Here is an 18,222-nt window from a genome sequence, read left to right on the forward strand (position 1 = left end):
TCGCCATTGTTGAAAATAAGCCTATTGGTTTTCAAGCCAATCTGGACATTCAACTTGTTTAACGTGAGTTCGACGAGTGCTATTTTGACCTCTCCCCCAGCCCCTCTCCTACAAGGAGCTACGGTGTATACACAAGTCAAAAAAAGTTTGATTTTCCATTGTTCTTTCGTTTGTCTCGTTCTCATGAAGAGCATGGGAATGCTCCTCGTTGAGGCTCTGCCTCCAATTTAGCATTGAGTCAGAGACTCAATGAATGCATTCCCAGTCGAAGACTGGGAACGAGGAAAGTCTTATCAAGCTAGGTTTTTAGGAGTTGTGTATACACGGTAGCCTACAAGGAGAGGGGAGCAAAAACTCTCCTTACGTGTACTCTATTTCAGATTTGTGTATACACCGTAGCGCCTTTTAGGAAAGGGAGGCTGAGAGGGAGAGGTCTGTCGAACTCACGTTTGTTTAAGAATATCCTGTTTTCAGTCTTTTTTAAGCTCGTGCTTCTTGGGATTAGCGAGCATAAATCATGTGAGAAATAACTGGGGGTTCATCGCCTTGATGAAAGGCAAAAACCTTTTCGCGAATTTCTCGATCTGCCACCGTAAACCGCTCATATTGACGTAAATGATCTACCCAAGACTCGACGATAAACGTCTCTAAGTAGCGATGCGGCACAGATGTATCATGAAAGATGCCCCAGCGAATCGCACCATCTCGTAGCCGCACCACCCGTAGGGCATGAATTGCTGTAATGAATTCCTCTGCTTGAACTGGGTCAATACAATATTCAAGTGTGACTAAAACCGGCCCTTCTTCTGGTTGCAATTCAATTACTACTAGCGGTTCTGCTCGCCGTAATGCTGGGCCTAAATCCAGTTTTCCTGATAGCAAACGATAACGCTGGGCTGTGAAGGTTCCCCCGACTAAGCCGATCGCAGCAACGAATAAGGCAGTCTGCATACCCCAATGCTCTGCCGCTGCACCCCAAACAATACTACCAATTGCTGAACCTCCTTGAAATACCATCTGATAAGTTCCTAGTGCCCGCGCCTGCACCCAAGCGGGAACCGCAAGCTGCACTGTAATATTCAAACTGGATGTCATACTTGTCCAGGCAATCCCAGCCGCCAGCAAAGCCAGCAACACCAAAGGTACGTTGTGAATGAATGCCAGAATTAATGTCGCAACTGCAAACACCAGAGTTCCGGCAATCACAACTCCATCGGCTGTGAGATGTTGACGCACTCGTGGCAACAAAATTGCACCGAAAATCGCCCCCAATCCAAAGCAACCGAGTAGTAAACCATACCCACCTGCTCCTTGTCGCAAATCTTGTTGTGCTACCAAAGGCAGCAAGGCTAACAACGCACTCGTGCAACTAGTCAAAACAGCCGCACGAATTAACACGGCTTGCAGGGCGGGAGAAAAACGGACATAACGAATACCAGCCCGCACAGAACCCAAGACTCGCTCTGCGGGCAGGGCGCTTTCATAAAGCGGTTGGCGCTGCCAACGATAGAGGATGTAAATCACCCCGATAAAGGAGAGGGCATCAATCAAAAAGACGACTCCTGCATTTGCCGCCACCAGTATAAAACCTGCGATCGCAGGCCCAACTGCTCTGGCAATGTTAAACCCAGCACTATTTAAAGCAATGGCAGCCATCAGTTCCGATCGCGGTACTAATTCTGGTACAATTGCTTGCCAAGCTGGGCCATTCATTGCCGCTCCCACGTTGAGCAAAAACGTCAGCGCCAGCAGTGACCACGGTGTAATCTTACCTGCAAAAATCAATCCACTCAAGATCAGTGCAGCAACCAGCATCCAGACTTGCCAAAACAGCAGTAACCGACGGCGATCGAAAATATCTGCCGTTGCTCCGGCTGGTAGTCCTAACAACAGCACTGGCAAAGTTGCGGCTGTTTGCATCAGTGCCACCAACAGAGGAGAGGTGGTGAGAGAAGTCATTAACCAAGCTCCCGCTGTGTCCTCCATCCAACCGCCAATGTTGGAGACAATCGAGGCAATCCAGCGATCGCGAAACAAAGATTTACGAAGCGGACTCCAAGCAGAGTTTGTCATGACTGCGGTATCTCGGATTTATCACCACATCTCTCAAAACCTTGTGCTCTTGAGCAGGGGAGCAGGGGAGCAGGGGAGCAGAGGAGAGTGTACAAGTTCTTTCCCCTCTGCCTTTGAGCCTCTGAAGCACCTCTGCACTCAAGCTTGTGAGAAATGCGGGGGTATGCACATATTACTTCAGCATTCGAGGAGCGGGGCCACGAGTGGTATCTAATCCTGACACACGAGGTAAGGTAATCGTTTTACCTGTTTGTGCCGCTTCGTAAATCAACGCCATTAGTTTTTGGTCTTGCAAACCTTCTTCACCAGGCGTATGGGGTTGTTTATTCTGAATCACACAATCTGCCATGTGATCGATTTCTAAGGCAAACTGATTCTTCTCGCCTATGCGCACTTCGCTAATATTTTCTGCCATGCTGTTGGTTGGCGATTTGCGCGAAATCATCATTCGCAAACCGTTGTAGGAGAACGCCGGATCGAGTTGTCCCCAAGCATCAGAGCCGAAAACGCGAAACCGACGCCCTTCGTGAAAGCCGTAGCTAGTGGAGCAAATTCCTAGTATGCCACTGGGAAAGCGCAACTGGAAGGTGACACTTTCTTCAACTTCTTTAAAGCGCGGATCGCCGGGAGTACTGAAGATTTGGGCGCTAATTGCGATCGGTTCCTCTCCTGTTAAATAGCGAGTTGCATTCAAGCAATAAATTCCCACATCCGGTAAAGAGCCACCTCCAGCTAAGGCGCGTTTCAATCGCCACTGATTTAAGTCACCTCCCTGGTTTTGTCCGTTATCTGCCTGAATCACCTTCACAGTTCCCAATTCTTTGTTACGGATCATCCCAATCATGGCGCGATGGTGCGGCTCATATTGGCAGCGATAAGCAATCATTAGCTTGCGATTGGCTTGTTTGCACGCGTCGATCATCTGTTGAGCATCTTCGACTGTGGTTGCCATTGGCTTTTCACACAGAATATGCTTTCCAGCTTTTGCACCCCGCACCGTATATTCCCGGTGCATACTGTTAGGCAGTACAATATAAATCACATCAACGTCTGGATTGTTGCGGAGATTGTCGTAATTCTGATAGTTGTAAACGTTCTGCGGTTTAATGCCATACTGCTGGGCAACAAGATTTGCTTTGGCAGCATCACCACTAACTAATGCAGTTGGCTTTGCTAGTTTACATTCTGCAAACGCAGGCATGATTTCTTCTAATGTCAGTCTGCCAAGTCCAACGATCGCAAATCCCAAACGTCGCTCTGGAGGTAATGCAGTTGGTGGGCCACCTGTATCAACCTCAGTTTTTTCTGAGATGGGCGCAAACTTAATCTGAGGCGGCAACTCGCCTCCGCGGGGAGTGGCTTGTGCTGTTGGCTGTTGGGCAGTAACCTCTTCGCCCATACTACCAATTGCGGCGGCTGAAACGGCTCCTAATCCAGTTGTAGTCAGAATCTGACGACGAGAAATTTTTCCTTTAAACAATTTAGACATCGTGGTTCCTTAAAATTCTTCTTAATAATTAAATTTTGGGCTGACAGCAGTTTTCATGTATTTGAACCACATCTCTCGTCGTTGCACATCATTGCTCATTGGTCAATTTAAGCTCAAACGTTTGTCCCACATACGCTTTACGCCACTCCTGCTCTACAAAACGCTACGCGTAGCTTGCTTCTTTGCAAGAGTACGCGCAGCCGATATAAAGAGAAAGAAGAAATGCTTAACTGAACTCTATTGCCTTACGGGGTAGTGGTTGGAGTTGGGGTGCTAGTTGGAGTTGGGGTGCTAGTTGAACTTCCAGGATTAATAAGGGAACGAACTTCTTGCAGGTGGTCTTGGAGAATTGGTAGAGTTTGACCGGCAAATGTTTTCACGTCTGCATCTTGTCCTTGTTCAGCTTCAGTTTGAAATAGAGAGACATCTTTTTCATGATCTTGAAGCATCTGATTCAAATATTGGCGATCGAACCTAGCACCAGAAAGTTTGGATAAACGTTGCTTTACTTGCTGATTTTTGGCGCCAATAGTAGTTGGCAGCGTGATACCTTTTTGAGTCGCTAACTGTTTGAGTTGATTATTTGCCAGGGTATGATCTTGAACCATACGCTGTCCATACTGTTTTACCGCATCGCTAGTTCCACGTTGTGATGCTAGTTGTCCTAGTTGGACTTCTGCTAAACCACCTTGAGCGGCTTCAGTTATGAACTTTCTGTCTGCCGAACTGAGGTTATTTTGCCCTGATGGAGTTGGTGAGGTAGTTGGTGATACAGTTGGGGATGGACTCTCAGTTCCTTGTACAGGTACAGCAGCTGGAACTTCAGATGTAGTCTGGTCGTGCGGAGTAGTCGGTGTGCAACCAGTCGCCAGAGATAAAGCGATCGCTACTATACCAGTAGAAAATATTTTGAAATTGGACATAATTAGTGTTCTCCTTGGATAAAGCTATATTTTTTTGAAACGTTGAATGAAAACTAAGCGCGATCGCACAGTTGAGTAAACTACAAACAAAGCCGATTAATGTGAAGCAGATGCCGCTGGTGCAAATTGTGTAAATGGATTCAAGATTTCTCGATTGAATGCAGGGATATTATCTGGTTGAGTTCTGTTTGGGCGAGGAGTGGTTGCAAAAATCCTTCCGAAACTGCAAGTCCTGCTGCCACTAATCCCGAAGCAGAAGCAGTTTTTAACAAGCTGCGTCTACTGATTTCCATAATTGTCTCCTACAAGCACCAACAGGAATGAGCCGTATATTATCACTGCTAGCTGATGCAGAGACTCTAGCTAAGGTGTGCTTTTAAATATATTCCGCAAGATGCATTCACAATACAAGCCGATGCATTCTTAATGCAAATAGATGCATTCATAATGCAAGTTGATGTATTCCTAATGCAAGCCAATGCATTTACAAGGGTGAACGAAAAAAGGTGTGGGAGAATAGTTAGTGGGCGTTATCCGCTAACTATGCTCAAGGTGCTGGGTATAGTGACTTTGGCACTGCCGCAGACAATAGAGCAAAACCCGCATTTCTCACAAGCTAGAGGGAAGGGGCAGAGGGGAAAGAACTTGTACAATAACTCTCCTCTGCTCCCCCGGTTACTGAGCGACTTGCCTTGAGCGAAGTCGAAAGGAGTCGAAGTATGCTCCCATGCACAAGCAAAGACCTTGAGCATCGGTGAGAAATCCGGGTAAAAGCCTTCTTCGATAAGTATCTACGTAGGCAGCGCGTAGAGGTTTCGATTGCAACGATCAATTGGCGTAAGTTTTAGGAGAAGAAAGATGACAAATGACCTAAATTCATACTTACCTGTACCAACCAAACGAAAATTTGCAGCCACTTTCGGTGTAGTAAGACCAATTAGTTTTTGGGTACAGTTAGCATTAGGCACTGTTTCTATCTTGGCTTTGTTACTGGCTATATTTAGCCGTAACGTCGCTGCCCAAACAACGACAAATTCGGTTATGGGTTTTGGAGTATTTTTGGGCATTATTGGAATTTTAGTGCTGTGTTTCCGGCTCTACTGGATGAACCGCTACAGGCGTTTAAACAAACTTTTACAGTTGCCTAATCGAGAATTACATCCAAGTAAACAGGATGTAATTCAAGTATTACAAATTGGGCTAATTGTTAGTTTTATAGGGCTATTTTTAGCTTTTCTAGCATCTGAAGTGACTGTTATTGCTGTATTAGCGAAAACGCTAGCTCTGCCTCAAACAATAGGAGTCTATAGACCTGAAAATGTCATTCGGTCTCTAGATATTTTTGTGGTTTTGGCCAATGTCAATCTGATTGGCGCTCACTTTGTCGGAGGCGCTACTTCACTTGGGCTGCTTAACTGGTTAGAGCAATAGTCACCAAAGCAAAAAGTCAGTTGCGATGGCGTAACCGCCTGCTGGAAGGGATCGCAAGTTAATCAACTTAATTGAGTTTAGAAATTAGCGATCGCCAATCGCATGATTGAGGTTTCATCGTTTCGGCGATGCCTACGGTGGTAACAGAGCGTAGTCGTTCGCGCAGCGTCTCGTAGAGAAGTGCTGGCTACGCTTACGCATTCGCAGTATTCGGTGTTGCAGTTTATGAGAGATGCGATCGCTCCTTCTTCTATCTTTCTTTGCGCTCTTTGCGGTTCGATTTTCATGCCCCCTCATATCTAAAGTACAGTAAAGAATAGAGCGTAGGGGTAGCCTGTTTATGTACTTGACACTACTTTGCGGGGCGCTAAAAAGCCAAGGACGATCGCTACCAAGAACAATGCTGGAACATCACCAAACAGGTGTCCCTGTTCAACAGGGTCAAAAACTGTATAATTTTTTGATTGTATTCCCACTAGTGACACTTCAGCTTTAGAGTGTTAGAAATTTTAATGCTCCTCGTGGTTTTTAGTGTCGTCTTACGGTTTTGTAATTGCATCGGTCTGCAATGCCAATACATCGGTCTGTTATGTTAATACATCGGTCTGTTATGCCAATACATCGGTCTGTTATGTTAATACATCGGTCTGTTATGCCAATACATCGGTCTGTTATGCCAATACATCGGTCTGTTATGTTAATACATCGGTCTGTTATGCCAATACATCGACCTGTTATCTTAAACTATCCTTTCTAACCTTGCCCTATCTGAAAAGTTCATCTTACTGATAGCTTTTTTTGTTGTAATGGGTACATTAAATGTATAACTTACTAAGTATGCAGATATGCCTCCCCAAAATACAACAAACCGTTTGCGTCCTCAACTGATTAGTCAAGATATTGACTCATTCCACGGTTTACAAACCGTCAGCACTTACAATACAACTCGTGCTGATGCCTCGGCTGCTAATTTACAGGAAGCTTATCAAGCAATGTTGATTTCTCAACAAACCGAAACCGAGAAACTAGCTTTATACCGTGCTGCTGCTGATGCTGCGCGATTAGCAGAGTGGGAATTTCATAATGCCGTATTAGCGATGAAAGAAGTTGTACGCGGGCAATATGGCTCAGATAGCGATCAAGCCCAAGCTGTGGGATTGAAGAAAAAATCAGACCGCAAGCGTCCTTCGCGGAAAAAGCAAGTTGCGATGGCGTAACCCCCTATTGGAAGCGATCGCATTTGCAGTATTATGTGTTGTAATTTATGAGTGCGATCGCTAGCAATTAATCTCTTATTTCATATCTTGCATTTGCTGATTGCTCAAACGCTCCAACTCCAAATCTTCCCAAGAAACTGGATCTTCTACAGGTTCTAGATGAGTTGTAACGTGGGTTGAAGGCAGCACCCGAACAATAGCCAGCTCAATTGCCTCACACAAATCATGTCCTTGTTGCACTGTCCAAGATCCAGGCACGAGAACATGAAAGGAAACAAAGCGACGGGTTCCAGCAGTACGGGTTCGCAAGGCATGAAACTGGATGTCTTGACCTTTGTACTCGTTAAGGATGCTCTTAATTGCGTCAATTTCTTTTTTAGGCAAAGCTGCATCCAGTAAGGCGCTACCGGTTTCCCGCAGCAAACGAAATCCTGTCCAAGTAATATTTGCTGCTACTATCAGCGCAACAATTGGATCGAGTACGAGAGTGCCTGTTACTTTGACGAGAAAGATTCCAACTACTACACCAGCCGAAGTTACTACATCGGTAAACAGATGGTGAGCATCAGCCCTCAGTGTAATGGAACGCAACCGTCGCCCTGCTCGTAGCAAAATAAAGGCAACAACGCCGTTGATTGCGGTTGCAAAGAGGGAGAGTGCCAACCCTAATCCCAGTTGTGTTAATGGTTCTGGATGCAGCAAGCGTCCCCAAGCTTCAACAGCAATGCTAATGGCTGCCACTATAATCAACGCACCTTCTGCACCACTGGAGAAGTATTCGGCTTTAGAATGCCCAAAGGCGTGTTCGGCATCGGCTGGTTTATCAGCATAGGTCAATGCCCAGAGAGCAACCAATGCTGCCACGAGATTTACAATTGACTCAATAGCATCTGAGAGCAAACCTATTGACCCGGTTAGCAGGTAAGCGCCAAATTTTAGGGCAATAGTGATGATTGCTGCTGCAATCGATAAGAAAGCGTAGGATCGGGCTGTTCGACTACTCATCTCGGTCGCGGACGTAATTACAGTGATTCCGAGATAAGAGTACCAAATTTTACTTGACTGGTCATCAATCTTGAGTATTCTACTGATTGGTATTTTAATACGCTATAAATTCAAGACGCGATAAATCGCGTCTCTACAAGTGTTGCGATCGCCATATTTACAGCAGTTTGTCTAAGGTAATTGGCAAATCGCGGATGCGCTTACCTGTGGCATGATAGACAGCGTTAGCGATCGCTGCCGCAGTGCCGGTAATGCCAATTTCACCAATTCCTTTGACACCAAGCGGGTTGATATGTGGATCGCGTTCATCGACAAACAACACCTGAATATCGGGAACGTCTGCATTCACTGGTACGTGATACTCAGCTAAATCATGGTTGACAACGCGTCCTAGATTGGGGTCTGTTACTGTGTGTTCCATTAGCGCCATGCCAATACCATAAATAATCCCACCAATCAGCTGACTGTTGGCTGTTTTAGCATTGAGGATGCGTCCAACGCCAAAAGTTCCCACCCAGCGCGATATTCGCACTTCGCCCAAATCAGGCTCAACGCGTACTTCGGCAAACTGCGCTCCAAATGAGTGCATTGAGAACTTTTCTTGTTCTTCTCCCAGCTTGGCATCTGCACGCGCTTCAATCATTTTCTTTCCATGCCGTGCCAAGATTGCCTGATATGTTTCGCTGGCAGAGGATTTATTCTTTAAGAAAAAGCTGCCATTTTCGGCAATCACATCCTCAGCCTTTGAACTATAAAGGGGTGATTTTCGATCGGCAAGTGCTAGTTGCAAAAGCTGACTGCGTGCTTGATTTCCCGCTAGATGCACGGCTGAACTGACACTGGCGGCGGTTTGCGAACCACCAGAAACGGGGGTTTGTGGCATCTTGGTATCGCCTAGTTCAAACCGAACTTTCTCAACTGGTAAACCGAGTGCTTCAGCTGCAACTTGAGTCATCACAGTATAAGTTCCCGTACCAATATCTTGCGAACCGCTCTGTACAACGGCTGTACCGTCTGCCATAATTCGGGCGATCGCTGATGCTGGAGAACGGTTAGTAGGATAAGTAGCTGTCGCCATCCCCCAACCAATTAAATAGTTGCCATCTCGCATCGAACGAGGCTGAGGATTGCGCTTTTGCCAGCCAAACTTTTCTGCTCCTAATCTGTAGCACTGGATCAGTGACTTGCTCGACCAAGGCAGTCCTTTACTAGGATCGACATCAGCATGGTTACGCAAACGCAGTTCCACCGGATCGATATTAAGTGCATAAGCTAGTTCGTCCATTGCCGATTCTAAAGCGAACGACCCAGAAGCTTCGCCTGGGGCGCGCATAAAGGTAGGTGTTCCTTGATCGATCTCAACCAGATGGTGGCTAGTTTCGATATTTGGGCTAGCGTAAAGCATCCGGGCGCTTTTACCAACAGGTTCGATAAATTCATCGAAAGTTGAAGTTTGCGAAATCCCGGCGTGTCGCAGAGCAGTCAATTTGCCATCGCGGGTTGCACCTAAAGAAACCTGTTGAATTGTCTCCGGTCGAAAGCCCACAGGCCCATACATCTGTATGCGTCCCAAAACTAATTTCACTGGGCGATTAACCTGCCGTGCTGCCATCGCCGCTATTGGCACATGCGACCAAGCCGATCCTTTGCAACCGAAGCCACCGCCCACAAAGTAAGACATAATGCGGACTTTCTCAGGCTCAATTCCTAATACCCCTGCAACTTTTTGTTGAGCCTGAAAGATTCCCTGAGTTGCGTCATACAGCAGCAGTTCATCGCCTTGCCAAACTGCTGTTGTGGCATGAGGCTCCATCGGATTGTGATTTTCTACTGGGGTGGTATAGGTTTGCTCGACGCGGACAGCCGCCGCCGCTAGTCCCTGGTTGACATTGCCGTGCGCTAAATCGGGCGGTTCCTCTCTAGGGATTTTACCTTTAGGCAAGTATGCCTTAGTGAGGTTTTCCCGCATATTAATGGTTGGTTTCTCTTGGTCATAGCGGACTTGCACTAGCGAAGCAGCATACATCGCTCGTTCAAAGGTATCGGCAACCACAACACCAATATGCTGACCGCTATACAGGACAATGTTATCTTGTAGCACTTGCAGCTTGCGACCGCCACCCTTTTCTCCATCAGCTTTGGGCGCGTTGAGGTGGGTAATTACTGCTAATACACCCGGTACTTGTTCCGCCGCCTTGGTATCGATTTGGGCAATTTTACCTTTGGCGATCGCACTTTGAATTGTCACGCCATAAGTCATTTTTGCTACTGGAAACTCAGCCGCGTAACGTGCGCCGCCTGTTACCTTCAGATATCCATCAACTCGATTGAGCGGTTTGCCGACAACTGTATTTTTATCCCCTGTATTCATGCCATCCCTCCCACCGTTGTCAGCGCCTTCACAATTGTGCGTTTAGTCAGTTCGACTTTAAAGCCGTTGTATTTTTGAGGTTTAGCGCCGGCGATCGCAGCGTCCGCGGCTGCTTGAAATGTTGCCTGATTGGCTGGCTTGTTCAAAAGTGCTTTTTCTGCTTCCAAGGCACGCCAAGGCTTTGTGCCCACGCCACCTAGTGCAATGCGTACCGAGCGAATAATTCCATTTTGAATATCTAATGCTGCCGCAACCGATGTCATCGCAAAGGCATAAGAGGCGCGATCGCGGACTTTTAAATAGTGCGATCGCCTTGCGAAGTTTAAAGCAGGTAAATCAACGGCAACAATTAACTCTCCGTGTTCTAGAACCGTTTCTCTTTCTGGAGTTTCGCCAGGTAGAAGATGAAAATCTACCAACGGAATACTGCGCTCTCCTCTCGGCCCGCGTGTTTGCACAACGGCATCGAGTGCCACCATTGCCACCGCCATATCAGAAGGATGGGTGGCAATACAGCGATCGCTACCGCCAAGAATCGCGTGAATCCGGTTATAACCCTCAATTGCCGGACAACCTGAACCAGGAACGCGCTTATTGCAGGGCATTGAAGTATCGCGGAAATAATAACAACGGGTACGTTGTAGTAAATTTCCGCCTACACTTGCCATATTTCGCAGTTGCGGTGATGCCCCAGACAGCAACGCCTCCGACAGCACCGGGTAACGCTCCTGAATTATCGGATTATAAGCAACGTCGCTATTGCTTGCCATTGCTCCAATCCGCACGCCATTACCCTGTACTTCTATCTTGGTTAACGGTAGTGGGTTAATGTCAACTAACTGTTTTGGCGTTTGTACATTCAGCTTCATTAAATCAATTAAGCTCGTACCCCCTGCCAAGTAAGCAGCTTCCACCTCTGGAGTAACCAAAGCCACGGCATTCTCTGCTTGTCCCGCTCTTTTATAGCTAAACGGCTGCATCTTTTTTTCCCTCTAAGACATCGCGGACAGCAGCCACGATATTTGGATAAGCACCGCAACGGCAGATATTGCCGCTCATGAGTTCGCGAATGTCGGCATCTGACTTGGCGTGTCCCTCATTCACCAAACCCACTGCCGAACAAATCTGTCCTGGCGTGCAGTAGCCGCATTGAAACGCATCGCGGGACAGAAACGCGGCTTGCATCGGATGCAGATTATTTCCTTGTTCCAACCCTTCAATAGTTGTGATTTTTGCGTCGGTGTGCATAATTGCAAATGTCAGGCACGAATTAATTCGTTGTCCATCAACCAGTACCGTGCAAGCACCACACTGACCATGATCGCAACCTTTTTTAGTACCAATTAATCCTAGATATTCCCGAAGTGCATCAAGTAAGGTAACACGCGGTTCAATCTGTAAACTATGTGGTGTTCCATTCACTTGTAGCGTCACCTTCACAGTTTCAGAAGTGGAAGTTGCCAACATAGGAGTAGTTTTTTTTACTTGAGTTTCTGCTACCGCTTTCTCTACAAAATTAGCGATCGTCGCCGCTACTGTGCTGAAGACCATCAATTGACCCAGCTTGCGGCGTCTTAAGACAAACCTCATTTAGTTCGCTCCATTTTGTTTTTGTTAAAAATATTGAGTAATTATTACTAAAATTATTGATAGAAAACCAGATTTTCTGAGAAGCATTTTCTCTAAAAAGACATTGTTAATAGAATACAATTTCATCTGATTATGTCTCTCTATCAGAAGATTTATGCCATAAGTATTATCTAGAATTCTCAAAATAGATATCAAGTCCGGGTAATTAGTTATGATTCCCCCAGTCATTGCACCCCACTCTAACCCTTTGCTTATAAAAGCTACAGCGTACACACAAATCTTTTAAAGTTGCTATGTAACGTAGGGTGGGTTAATTTTTGCAGGTCAATGCAACAAAGGTGCAGGTCAATGCATCAAAGGTGCAGGTCAATGCATCAAAGGTGCAGGTCGATGCATCAAAGGTGCAGGTCAATGCATCAAAGGTGCAGGTCGATGCATCAAAGGTGCAGGTCGAGAGACTTGTGTGTACACCGTAGCCTTATAAAGGGGAGGTTCAGCCAAACACTTTTAAAACAACCTCTAAGCTGCAAAGCACAGTAAAAAGGAGAACAAGAATATTGTTCCCCTACGAATGCTTTATATTCCATGTCATTGAAAGCGGCTATAGGTTTTTAGGGAGCGATCGCAAATCAGTTTTCGTCTCGCCCGTGAACTTGAGCAGGTGGACTAGTTGCTTCAACAGCAGTAAATGATTCTAAAATTTTATAGGTGTGACTAGCTCCTTTTGCTACTACCCAAGAACTCCCAGGTTCTAGTAAAATCGTTTGCCCTTCAATATGCAATTCTGCACGACCAGCAATTACATAACCAACAGTTTCATATTCCCGTGCTGTTGGCTCTTTAGGTTCGTTCGGTTCCTCATTTTCCCATAGGCGCATAGAAATGGTTTTGCCAGATGCAAGATATTTCTGACCGAGTTGGCCTTTAGGGGAATGGCTAGAGTCTACTTTGATAACGGTTGTATCAGACATATTTTCTGCCTCTTTCTACTTTTAAACTTTGATTATTTAATCAAACATCGAAGGTTAGGTATTAGCTATTGGAGAGTAAAGATTAAGCATTAGACATTGAAAAACTATTCCCTATTCCCCATTACGGTTTGAGTACAACTTTGATACAGTTATCTTTCTTGTGCTTAAAAATCTCGTAACCGTGGGGCGCTTGTTCTAGAGGTAAAGTATGGGTGATAATAAAAGTTGGATCGATTTCACCGTTTTGGATGTGTTCTAGCAAAGGTTTTAGATACTTGTGGACATTCGTTTGTCCCATTTTGAAGGTTAATCCCTTGTTCATGGCAGCACCCATTGGGATTTTATCTAAAAAGCCACCGTACACACCCGCAAGTGATACGTGACCACCTTTAGCAGCAGATACTATTACTTGCCGTAATGCCGTCGGTCGATCTGTTTCTAAACGTACTGCTTGCTTTACCTGGTCGTACATCGCCATAAAATCTGTGCCGTGTGCCTCCATTCCTACTGCATCAATGCAAGCATCGGGGCCGCGACCGCCAGTCATTTCTTTGAGTGCTTCGCCAATATTCACTTCTTCGTAGTTGAGAACTTCAGCTTTGCCGTATTCTTTAGCCATTTGCAAACGTTCGGGAACCCGGTCAAAAGCGATTACCCGTTCTGCACCTAGCATATATGCGCTTTTAATGGCGAATTGTCCGACTGGCCCACAACCCCAAACGGCGACAATATCACCGGGTTTAATATTGCAGTTCTCGGCTGCCATGTAGCCTGTGGGAAAAATATCTGTTAGAAATAGCACTTGCTCATCCGTTAAACCATCGGGAATTTTGAACAAGCCTACATCGGCAAAAGGTACTCTTGCATACTCTGCTTGACCGCCAGCGTAACCGCCGAATAAATGAGAGTAGCCAAATAGACCTGCTGGCGAATGTCCCATTTGCTTTTCTACTAACCAAGCATTGGGGTTAGAGTTATCGCACAGTGACCATAAATCCCGATTGCAGAAAAAGCAGCTACCGCAAGAGATGGTGAAGGGAACAACGACGCGATCGCCTATATTCACATTTTTAACCGCACTTCCCAGTTCTACGACTTCCCCCATGAATTCATGACCAAGGATATCGCCCTTTTGCATGGTAGGAATGTAGCCGTCATAAATATGCAAATCTGAACCACAAATTGCCGTCGAAGTAATTTTAACAATGGCATCGCGTGGGTTAAGAATTTTGGGATCGGGAACTGTATCAACCCGCACATCGTTTGCTCCATGCCAGCAAACTGCTTTCATAATATTTAGTCCTTATTTATAATTTCTGGCTCGTTCGTATTAAGATAAATCCTGGATTTATCTTAATTTTGAGACGCGATAGTTATCGCGTCTCAGTAACCGCTAAAAAGTTATTCAAGTATTCGACTCAAGATTTGCTAACCGTTTAGCTGCTATCTCTGAGTTAGTTACTAGAAGGAGTGCGATAATAACCTTCTCTACTTCCTTCATATGATGAAGTTTTATCTGCGCTTCTATTTGTACTAGGATCGAAAAACTCTTTTGTAGCTTCAGGAGTTTTTTCATCCAAGTTTAATTTTTCGCGGATATTATCAACAGCGCCTTTTATTGGATTTTGTGATTTTTGGGTATTATTGATTTGGGTATCGTTTCTAATTTCACCTTGCCCATTTGGTGCTCCTTTGTAATAAGTACCCTCTGGACTTTTAACATCAGCTTGTGCTACATCAACGTAGCTAAAAGCCTGACCCAGTAAGAACATAAATCCTACGAGGAAAACTACAACGATTTGGGAAATGCGAATATTCCGCAGCCATGAAATTACTCGATTCATAAAAAACCTCAATTAGATTATCTTGGGTGTACAATTCAAAACACTGAATGACTATTCCCCATTCAGGGTTTAAGAACAACTTTGATACAGTTATCCTTTTTTTGTTGAAAGATGTGGTAGGCGTGGGGTGCTTGTTCTAGAGGCAATTGATGGGTGACAACAAAGGATGGATCGAGTTTTCCATCCAAAATCATTTGCAATAACGAATGCATATATTTTTGTCCATGCATTTGTCCCATCCTAAAGGTTAGACCCTTATTAAAGGCTGCACCCAATGGTATTTTGTCTACAAAACCACCATAAACACCCATAATTGAAAGAGTCCCGCCTTTACGACAGGCGACCATCATTTCCCGCAAAACATGGGGACGGTCGGTTTCCAATCTGAGCTTTTGTTTTGTCTGGTCGTAGAAGTCTTCTAAACCAACACCGTGTGCTTCTAAACCCACTGCATCGATGCAAGCATCGGGGCCACGACCACCAGTCATCTCTTTCAACGCTTCGCCAGCATTAACTTCTTCGTAGTTAATCACTTCTGCTTTGGCAAACTTTTTCGCCATTTCCAGGCGTTCGGGAAAGCGATCTATAGCGATCACTTTTTCGGCTCCCATCATGTAGGCGCTAATCATCGCAAACTGTCCAACAGCACCGCAACCCCAAACGGCTACAGTATCACCCGGTTGGATATCGCATAACTCTGCACCCATATAACCTGTGGGGATAGCGTCGGAGATGAATAACAACATCTCATCCGGCAAATCTGGCGGAACTTTGACAACACCCACATCAGCAAAGGGTACACGGATATATTCTGCTTGTGCCCCTGCATAACCACCTAACATATGGGAGTAGCCATAAATAGCTGAGGTGATATTGCCAAATAATTTTTCTTGAATCCAACCGTTGGGATTGGAATTATCGCACAATGACCACATATCACGTTGGCAATAATGGCAATTACCACAGCCAATTGTGGAAGGAACAACAACGCGATCGCCTATTTTTAAATTGTTGACTCCTCTACCAACTTCCACGACTTCTCCCATGAATTCGTGACCAATAATGTCACCCTGTTGCACTGTGGGAATATAGCCGCCATAAATATGTAGATCGGAGCCACAAATCGCCGTGGAAGTAATTTTAATAATCGCATCACGCGGGTTAAGAATTGTCGGATCTGGTACCGACTGCACCCGCACATCATTAGCACCGTTCCAGCAGACTGCTTTCATAATTATTAGTCCTTAGTCATTGGTCATTAGTCACTTGTACTGAGCTTGTCCTGAGCGTAGTCGAAGGGCAAAGCCGAATTATTAGTCATTGGTCATTCGCTTTAGGCAAAGGACAAATGACAAAGGACAAAGAACAAATAACTAGCTGCGTCCAGAAGGTTGACCTTCGGTGGTGGCAATTTCGCCTGCTTCCATTAGCATTTTGAAGCGGCGCAATTCATCACCAATTTGCTGTTCTGGTTCTTCGCCAAAAAGTTTAGCTACGGTAGCTGCTAATGCTCCGCCTGGTGGGTTATACTCCAAAACAACCTTGACTTCCGTGCCGCGATCGCCTGGTGCTTTTTTAAAGCGAACAAAACCAGAATTATCAACATCTGCACCTTCTACAGATGCCCAAGAAATAAATTCATTTTCTCGATCTTCGAGAATATCTGCATCCCATTCTACTGTATTATCCAAAGGTGCATTGGCAATCCAATGAGAACGTTTTTCGTTGTACACCTTGACAGATTTAAGATGCTTCATAAATGTAGGCAAATTCTCAAAGTCGTGCCAAAAGCGATACAATTCTTCTGCCGATTTATTGATAGTTACCGTCTTTTCAACTTTGATGGGCTGGTTTAGACCTATTGCTTCCTGTGCTTTCTGGATTGTGCTTTGCTTGGTTGCACCTTGATAAAGCAAACCGCCACCAGCTAAAGCTGTCAGCGCTCCTCGCAATGAACCTTGCCTTAAACCCATCAGCACCATCGCACCGCCACCGATAAGGGATGCCCAACGCTCTACTTCACTAGCTTCTGGCTGGTTTGTACTTGATTTATCCCCTGATGTTGAAGTCACTTTTTATATCTCCATTACTGTAAATTCACCATCAAGACGCAAATACCCTCTTCTTTCTATCTGTGTGTTATTTGCGCCTCTTCGGTAGCCGTCTACATTCAAAAACCTTACATTGACACAGCAGCTCCTGTAGTCGGCTTAGGAGGCTGAATCTGAGTGCTTATCCGCGTCCGATACAACTCTACTAATCGCTGTTCGTATTTCGATAAATCGTGGTAAATTTCTTTGAAAATAGCTGTTGCTACTGGGTCAGTGTACATTGCACACAAATTGCCAATATCGCCGATACCAGTTTGCACATCCCCCAATGCAGAACGTAACTGATATATATCGTCACTTCCTGTCAAGGCAGTTTTTACCTTGGCATACTGATTAGCAATATTTGCTCCTAAAGACGGTTTTTCACCCAATAACTGAAGATAAGTTTCCAGTTTTTGAATGTGGCGCTGTTTATTAGCAATTATTTCTTGAAATACTGATTTTACTTCGCTATCTGATTCCTTTTCAAAGTAGTTTTCAAATGTTTCTAGCGAATAACGTTCACCAGTAAGGGCAGTATTTAAACCTTTGACGATCTCACCTTTAGTTGAGCCACCCCAAGCATCAGCCAGCTTCCACCATTCAGCACTTGTGTCTTTTTCATTTGGTAATGCCGCATCTTTGCCACCATAACCCAAACGACTCAAAATAGCTGTGGTGAAAATTGGCAAGTCTCCAGGTTCGCGAGATGTAATCAAATTCCCATCAACTACCAATGGCTCATCTAGATATTTTGCGCCTGCGTTAATCATGTCTTTGGCAATAGCGCTAAAGCCAGTGGCTTGTTTACCTTTGAGCAAGTCGCCTTCAATTAAAACTTGTGGCCCGTGACAAACAGCAGCGACTAATTTTCCTTGTTGGATAGCTTCTTGCACAAAACGTACTGTGTTGATGTTCCGCCGCATTCTATCGGGAGCCATCCCACCGGGAATCACCACTGCGTCGAATTCGGCTGCGATCGCTTCCGTTGTGGTACCGTCGGCTTCTATACTAAGTTTGCCTTGTTTACCCTTATATTTTTCATTCATTCGGGAACCAAGGACTACTACCTCTATTCCTGCTTGTTTTAATCCATTATATGGAACTGTAAATTCTGCATCCTCTACTGCTTGTTCAATGAGGATAGCAACTTTTTTCTTGCCGGAGTTATTGTTTTGTTCAGTCATAAAATGGGATTAGGTTTTTACTTCTCTAGTC

The 18,222-nt window shown here is 45.2% G+C and carries 19 protein-coding genes; 3 read left to right on the top strand and 16 right to left on the bottom strand.

Going from position 1 to position 18,222, the window contains the following annotated elements; genetic code table 11:
• Positions 1 to 501: 501 nt before the first annotated feature.
• From NSTCB13_RS26935 to NSTCB13_RS26950, 4 genes are all read right to left on the bottom strand, one after another.
• A complete protein-coding gene (locus NSTCB13_RS26935) occupies positions 502 to 2,073 on the bottom strand; it encodes an MFS transporter (protein ID WP_448274443.1) in 1,572 nt (523 codons plus the stop codon).
• A gap of 172 nt (positions 2,074 to 2,245) precedes the next feature.
• Entirely contained in the window at positions 2,246 to 3,562 is a 1,317-nt protein-coding gene (locus NSTCB13_RS26940; protein WP_448274444.1) for a Gfo/Idh/MocA family protein, read from the bottom strand.
• A 245-nt stretch (positions 3,563 to 3,807) separates the two neighbouring features.
• A complete protein-coding gene (locus NSTCB13_RS26945; protein WP_448274445.1) occupies positions 3,808 to 4,485 on the bottom strand; it encodes a DUF4142 domain-containing protein in 678 nt (225 codons plus the stop codon).
• Positions 4,486 to 4,625: 140 nt separating this feature from the next.
• Positions 4,626 to 4,778, bottom strand: a complete 153-nt coding sequence (locus tag NSTCB13_RS26950; RefSeq protein WP_445627263.1) for a twin-arginine translocation signal domain-containing protein — start codon at positions 4,776 to 4,778, stop codon at positions 4,626 to 4,628.
• Positions 4,779 to 5,343: 565 nt separating this feature from the next.
• Between NSTCB13_RS26950 and NSTCB13_RS26955 the strand changes: the two genes are divergently transcribed.
• Positions 5,344 to 5,916 (top strand): DUF3611 family protein, encoded by a 573-nt coding sequence (locus NSTCB13_RS26955; protein WP_445627262.1) that lies wholly within the window; start codon positions 5,344 to 5,346, stop codon positions 5,914 to 5,916.
• Between the two features lie 77 nt (positions 5,917 to 5,993).
• Here NSTCB13_RS26955 and NSTCB13_RS26960 read toward each other — a convergent pair whose 3' ends face one another.
• Both NSTCB13_RS26960 and NSTCB13_RS26965 read right to left on the bottom strand, forming a co-directional pair.
• Positions 5,994 to 6,203 carry a hypothetical protein gene (locus tag NSTCB13_RS26960; RefSeq protein ID WP_448274446.1) on the bottom strand — a complete coding sequence of 70 codons (210 nt, stop codon included), beginning with the start codon at positions 6,201 to 6,203 and terminating at the stop codon, positions 5,994 to 5,996.
• A 51-nt stretch (positions 6,204 to 6,254) separates the two neighbouring features.
• The gene (locus NSTCB13_RS26965) at positions 6,255 to 6,392 is read right to left on the bottom strand and encodes a hypothetical protein (RefSeq protein ID WP_448274447.1); all 138 of its coding nucleotides are present in this window, start codon (positions 6,390 to 6,392) and stop codon (positions 6,255 to 6,257) included.
• A 369-nt stretch (positions 6,393 to 6,761) separates the two neighbouring features.
• Between NSTCB13_RS26965 and NSTCB13_RS26970 the strand changes: the two genes are divergently transcribed.
• Positions 6,762 to 7,133 (top strand): hypothetical protein, encoded by a 372-nt coding sequence (locus tag NSTCB13_RS26970; RefSeq protein ID WP_448270107.1) that lies wholly within the window; start codon positions 6,762 to 6,764, stop codon positions 7,131 to 7,133.
• A gap of 75 nt (positions 7,134 to 7,208) precedes the next feature.
• On the opposite strand, the gene NSTCB13_RS26975 is transcribed toward NSTCB13_RS26970, so the two are convergent.
• From NSTCB13_RS26975 to NSTCB13_RS26990, 4 genes are all read right to left on the bottom strand, one after another.
• The gene (locus NSTCB13_RS26975; RefSeq protein WP_448265887.1) at positions 7,209 to 8,138 is read right to left on the bottom strand and encodes a cation diffusion facilitator family transporter; all 930 of its coding nucleotides are present in this window, start codon (positions 8,136 to 8,138) and stop codon (positions 7,209 to 7,211) included.
• 157 nt (positions 8,139 to 8,295) lie between these two features.
• Positions 8,296 to 10,509, bottom strand: a complete 2,214-nt coding sequence (locus NSTCB13_RS26980) for a xanthine dehydrogenase family protein molybdopterin-binding subunit (RefSeq protein ID WP_448274448.1) — start codon at positions 10,507 to 10,509, stop codon at positions 8,296 to 8,298.
• Positions 10,506 to 11,489: an FAD binding domain-containing protein gene (locus tag NSTCB13_RS26985; protein WP_448274449.1), complete on the bottom strand. Its 984-nt coding sequence runs from the start codon at positions 11,487 to 11,489 to the stop codon at positions 10,506 to 10,508. Before NSTCB13_RS26985 ends, NSTCB13_RS26980 begins: the two co-directional genes overlap by 4 nt.
• The gene (locus NSTCB13_RS26990) at positions 11,476 to 12,099 is read right to left on the bottom strand and encodes a (2Fe-2S)-binding protein (RefSeq protein WP_099103683.1); all 624 of its coding nucleotides are present in this window, start codon (positions 12,097 to 12,099) and stop codon (positions 11,476 to 11,478) included. Before NSTCB13_RS26990 ends, NSTCB13_RS26985 begins: the two co-directional genes overlap by 14 nt.
• Positions 12,100 to 12,416: 317 nt before the next feature.
• Between NSTCB13_RS26990 and NSTCB13_RS26995 the strand changes: the two genes are divergently transcribed.
• Positions 12,417 to 12,575, top strand: a complete 159-nt coding sequence (locus tag NSTCB13_RS26995) for a hypothetical protein (RefSeq protein WP_448274450.1) — start codon at positions 12,417 to 12,419, stop codon at positions 12,573 to 12,575.
• Positions 12,576 to 12,728: 153 nt separating this feature from the next.
• Here the strand turns inward: NSTCB13_RS26995 and NSTCB13_RS27000 are convergent, their stop codons facing one another.
• From NSTCB13_RS27000 to NSTCB13_RS27025, 6 genes are all read right to left on the bottom strand, one after another.
• Entirely contained in the window at positions 12,729 to 13,070 is a 342-nt protein-coding gene (locus tag NSTCB13_RS27000; protein ID WP_445627256.1) for a cupin domain-containing protein, read from the bottom strand.
• 121 nt (positions 13,071 to 13,191) lie between these two features.
• On the bottom strand, positions 13,192 to 14,361 hold the full coding sequence (locus NSTCB13_RS27005; protein WP_448274451.1) for a zinc-dependent alcohol dehydrogenase: 1,170 nt from the start codon (positions 14,359 to 14,361) through the stop codon (positions 13,192 to 13,194).
• A gap of 163 nt (positions 14,362 to 14,524) precedes the next feature.
• A complete protein-coding gene (locus tag NSTCB13_RS27010; RefSeq protein WP_448265892.1) occupies positions 14,525 to 14,914 on the bottom strand; it encodes a hypothetical protein in 390 nt (129 codons plus the stop codon).
• A gap of 62 nt (positions 14,915 to 14,976) precedes the next feature.
• Positions 14,977 to 16,146, bottom strand: coding sequence for a zinc-dependent alcohol dehydrogenase (locus NSTCB13_RS27015; protein ID WP_445627253.1), 1,170 nt, complete (start codon positions 16,144 to 16,146; stop codon positions 14,977 to 14,979).
• 141 nt (positions 16,147 to 16,287) lie between these two features.
• Positions 16,288 to 16,986: an SRPBCC family protein gene (locus tag NSTCB13_RS27020; protein ID WP_322693198.1), complete on the bottom strand. Its 699-nt coding sequence runs from the start codon at positions 16,984 to 16,986 to the stop codon at positions 16,288 to 16,290.
• A gap of 107 nt (positions 16,987 to 17,093) precedes the next feature.
• A complete protein-coding gene (locus tag NSTCB13_RS27025; protein WP_448274452.1) occupies positions 17,094 to 18,191 on the bottom strand; it encodes a DJ-1/PfpI/YhbO family deglycase/protease in 1,098 nt (365 codons plus the stop codon).
• Positions 18,192 to 18,222 lie beyond the last annotated feature (31 nt).

This window comes from Nostoc sp. DSM 114160 (genome assembly GCF_053470305.1).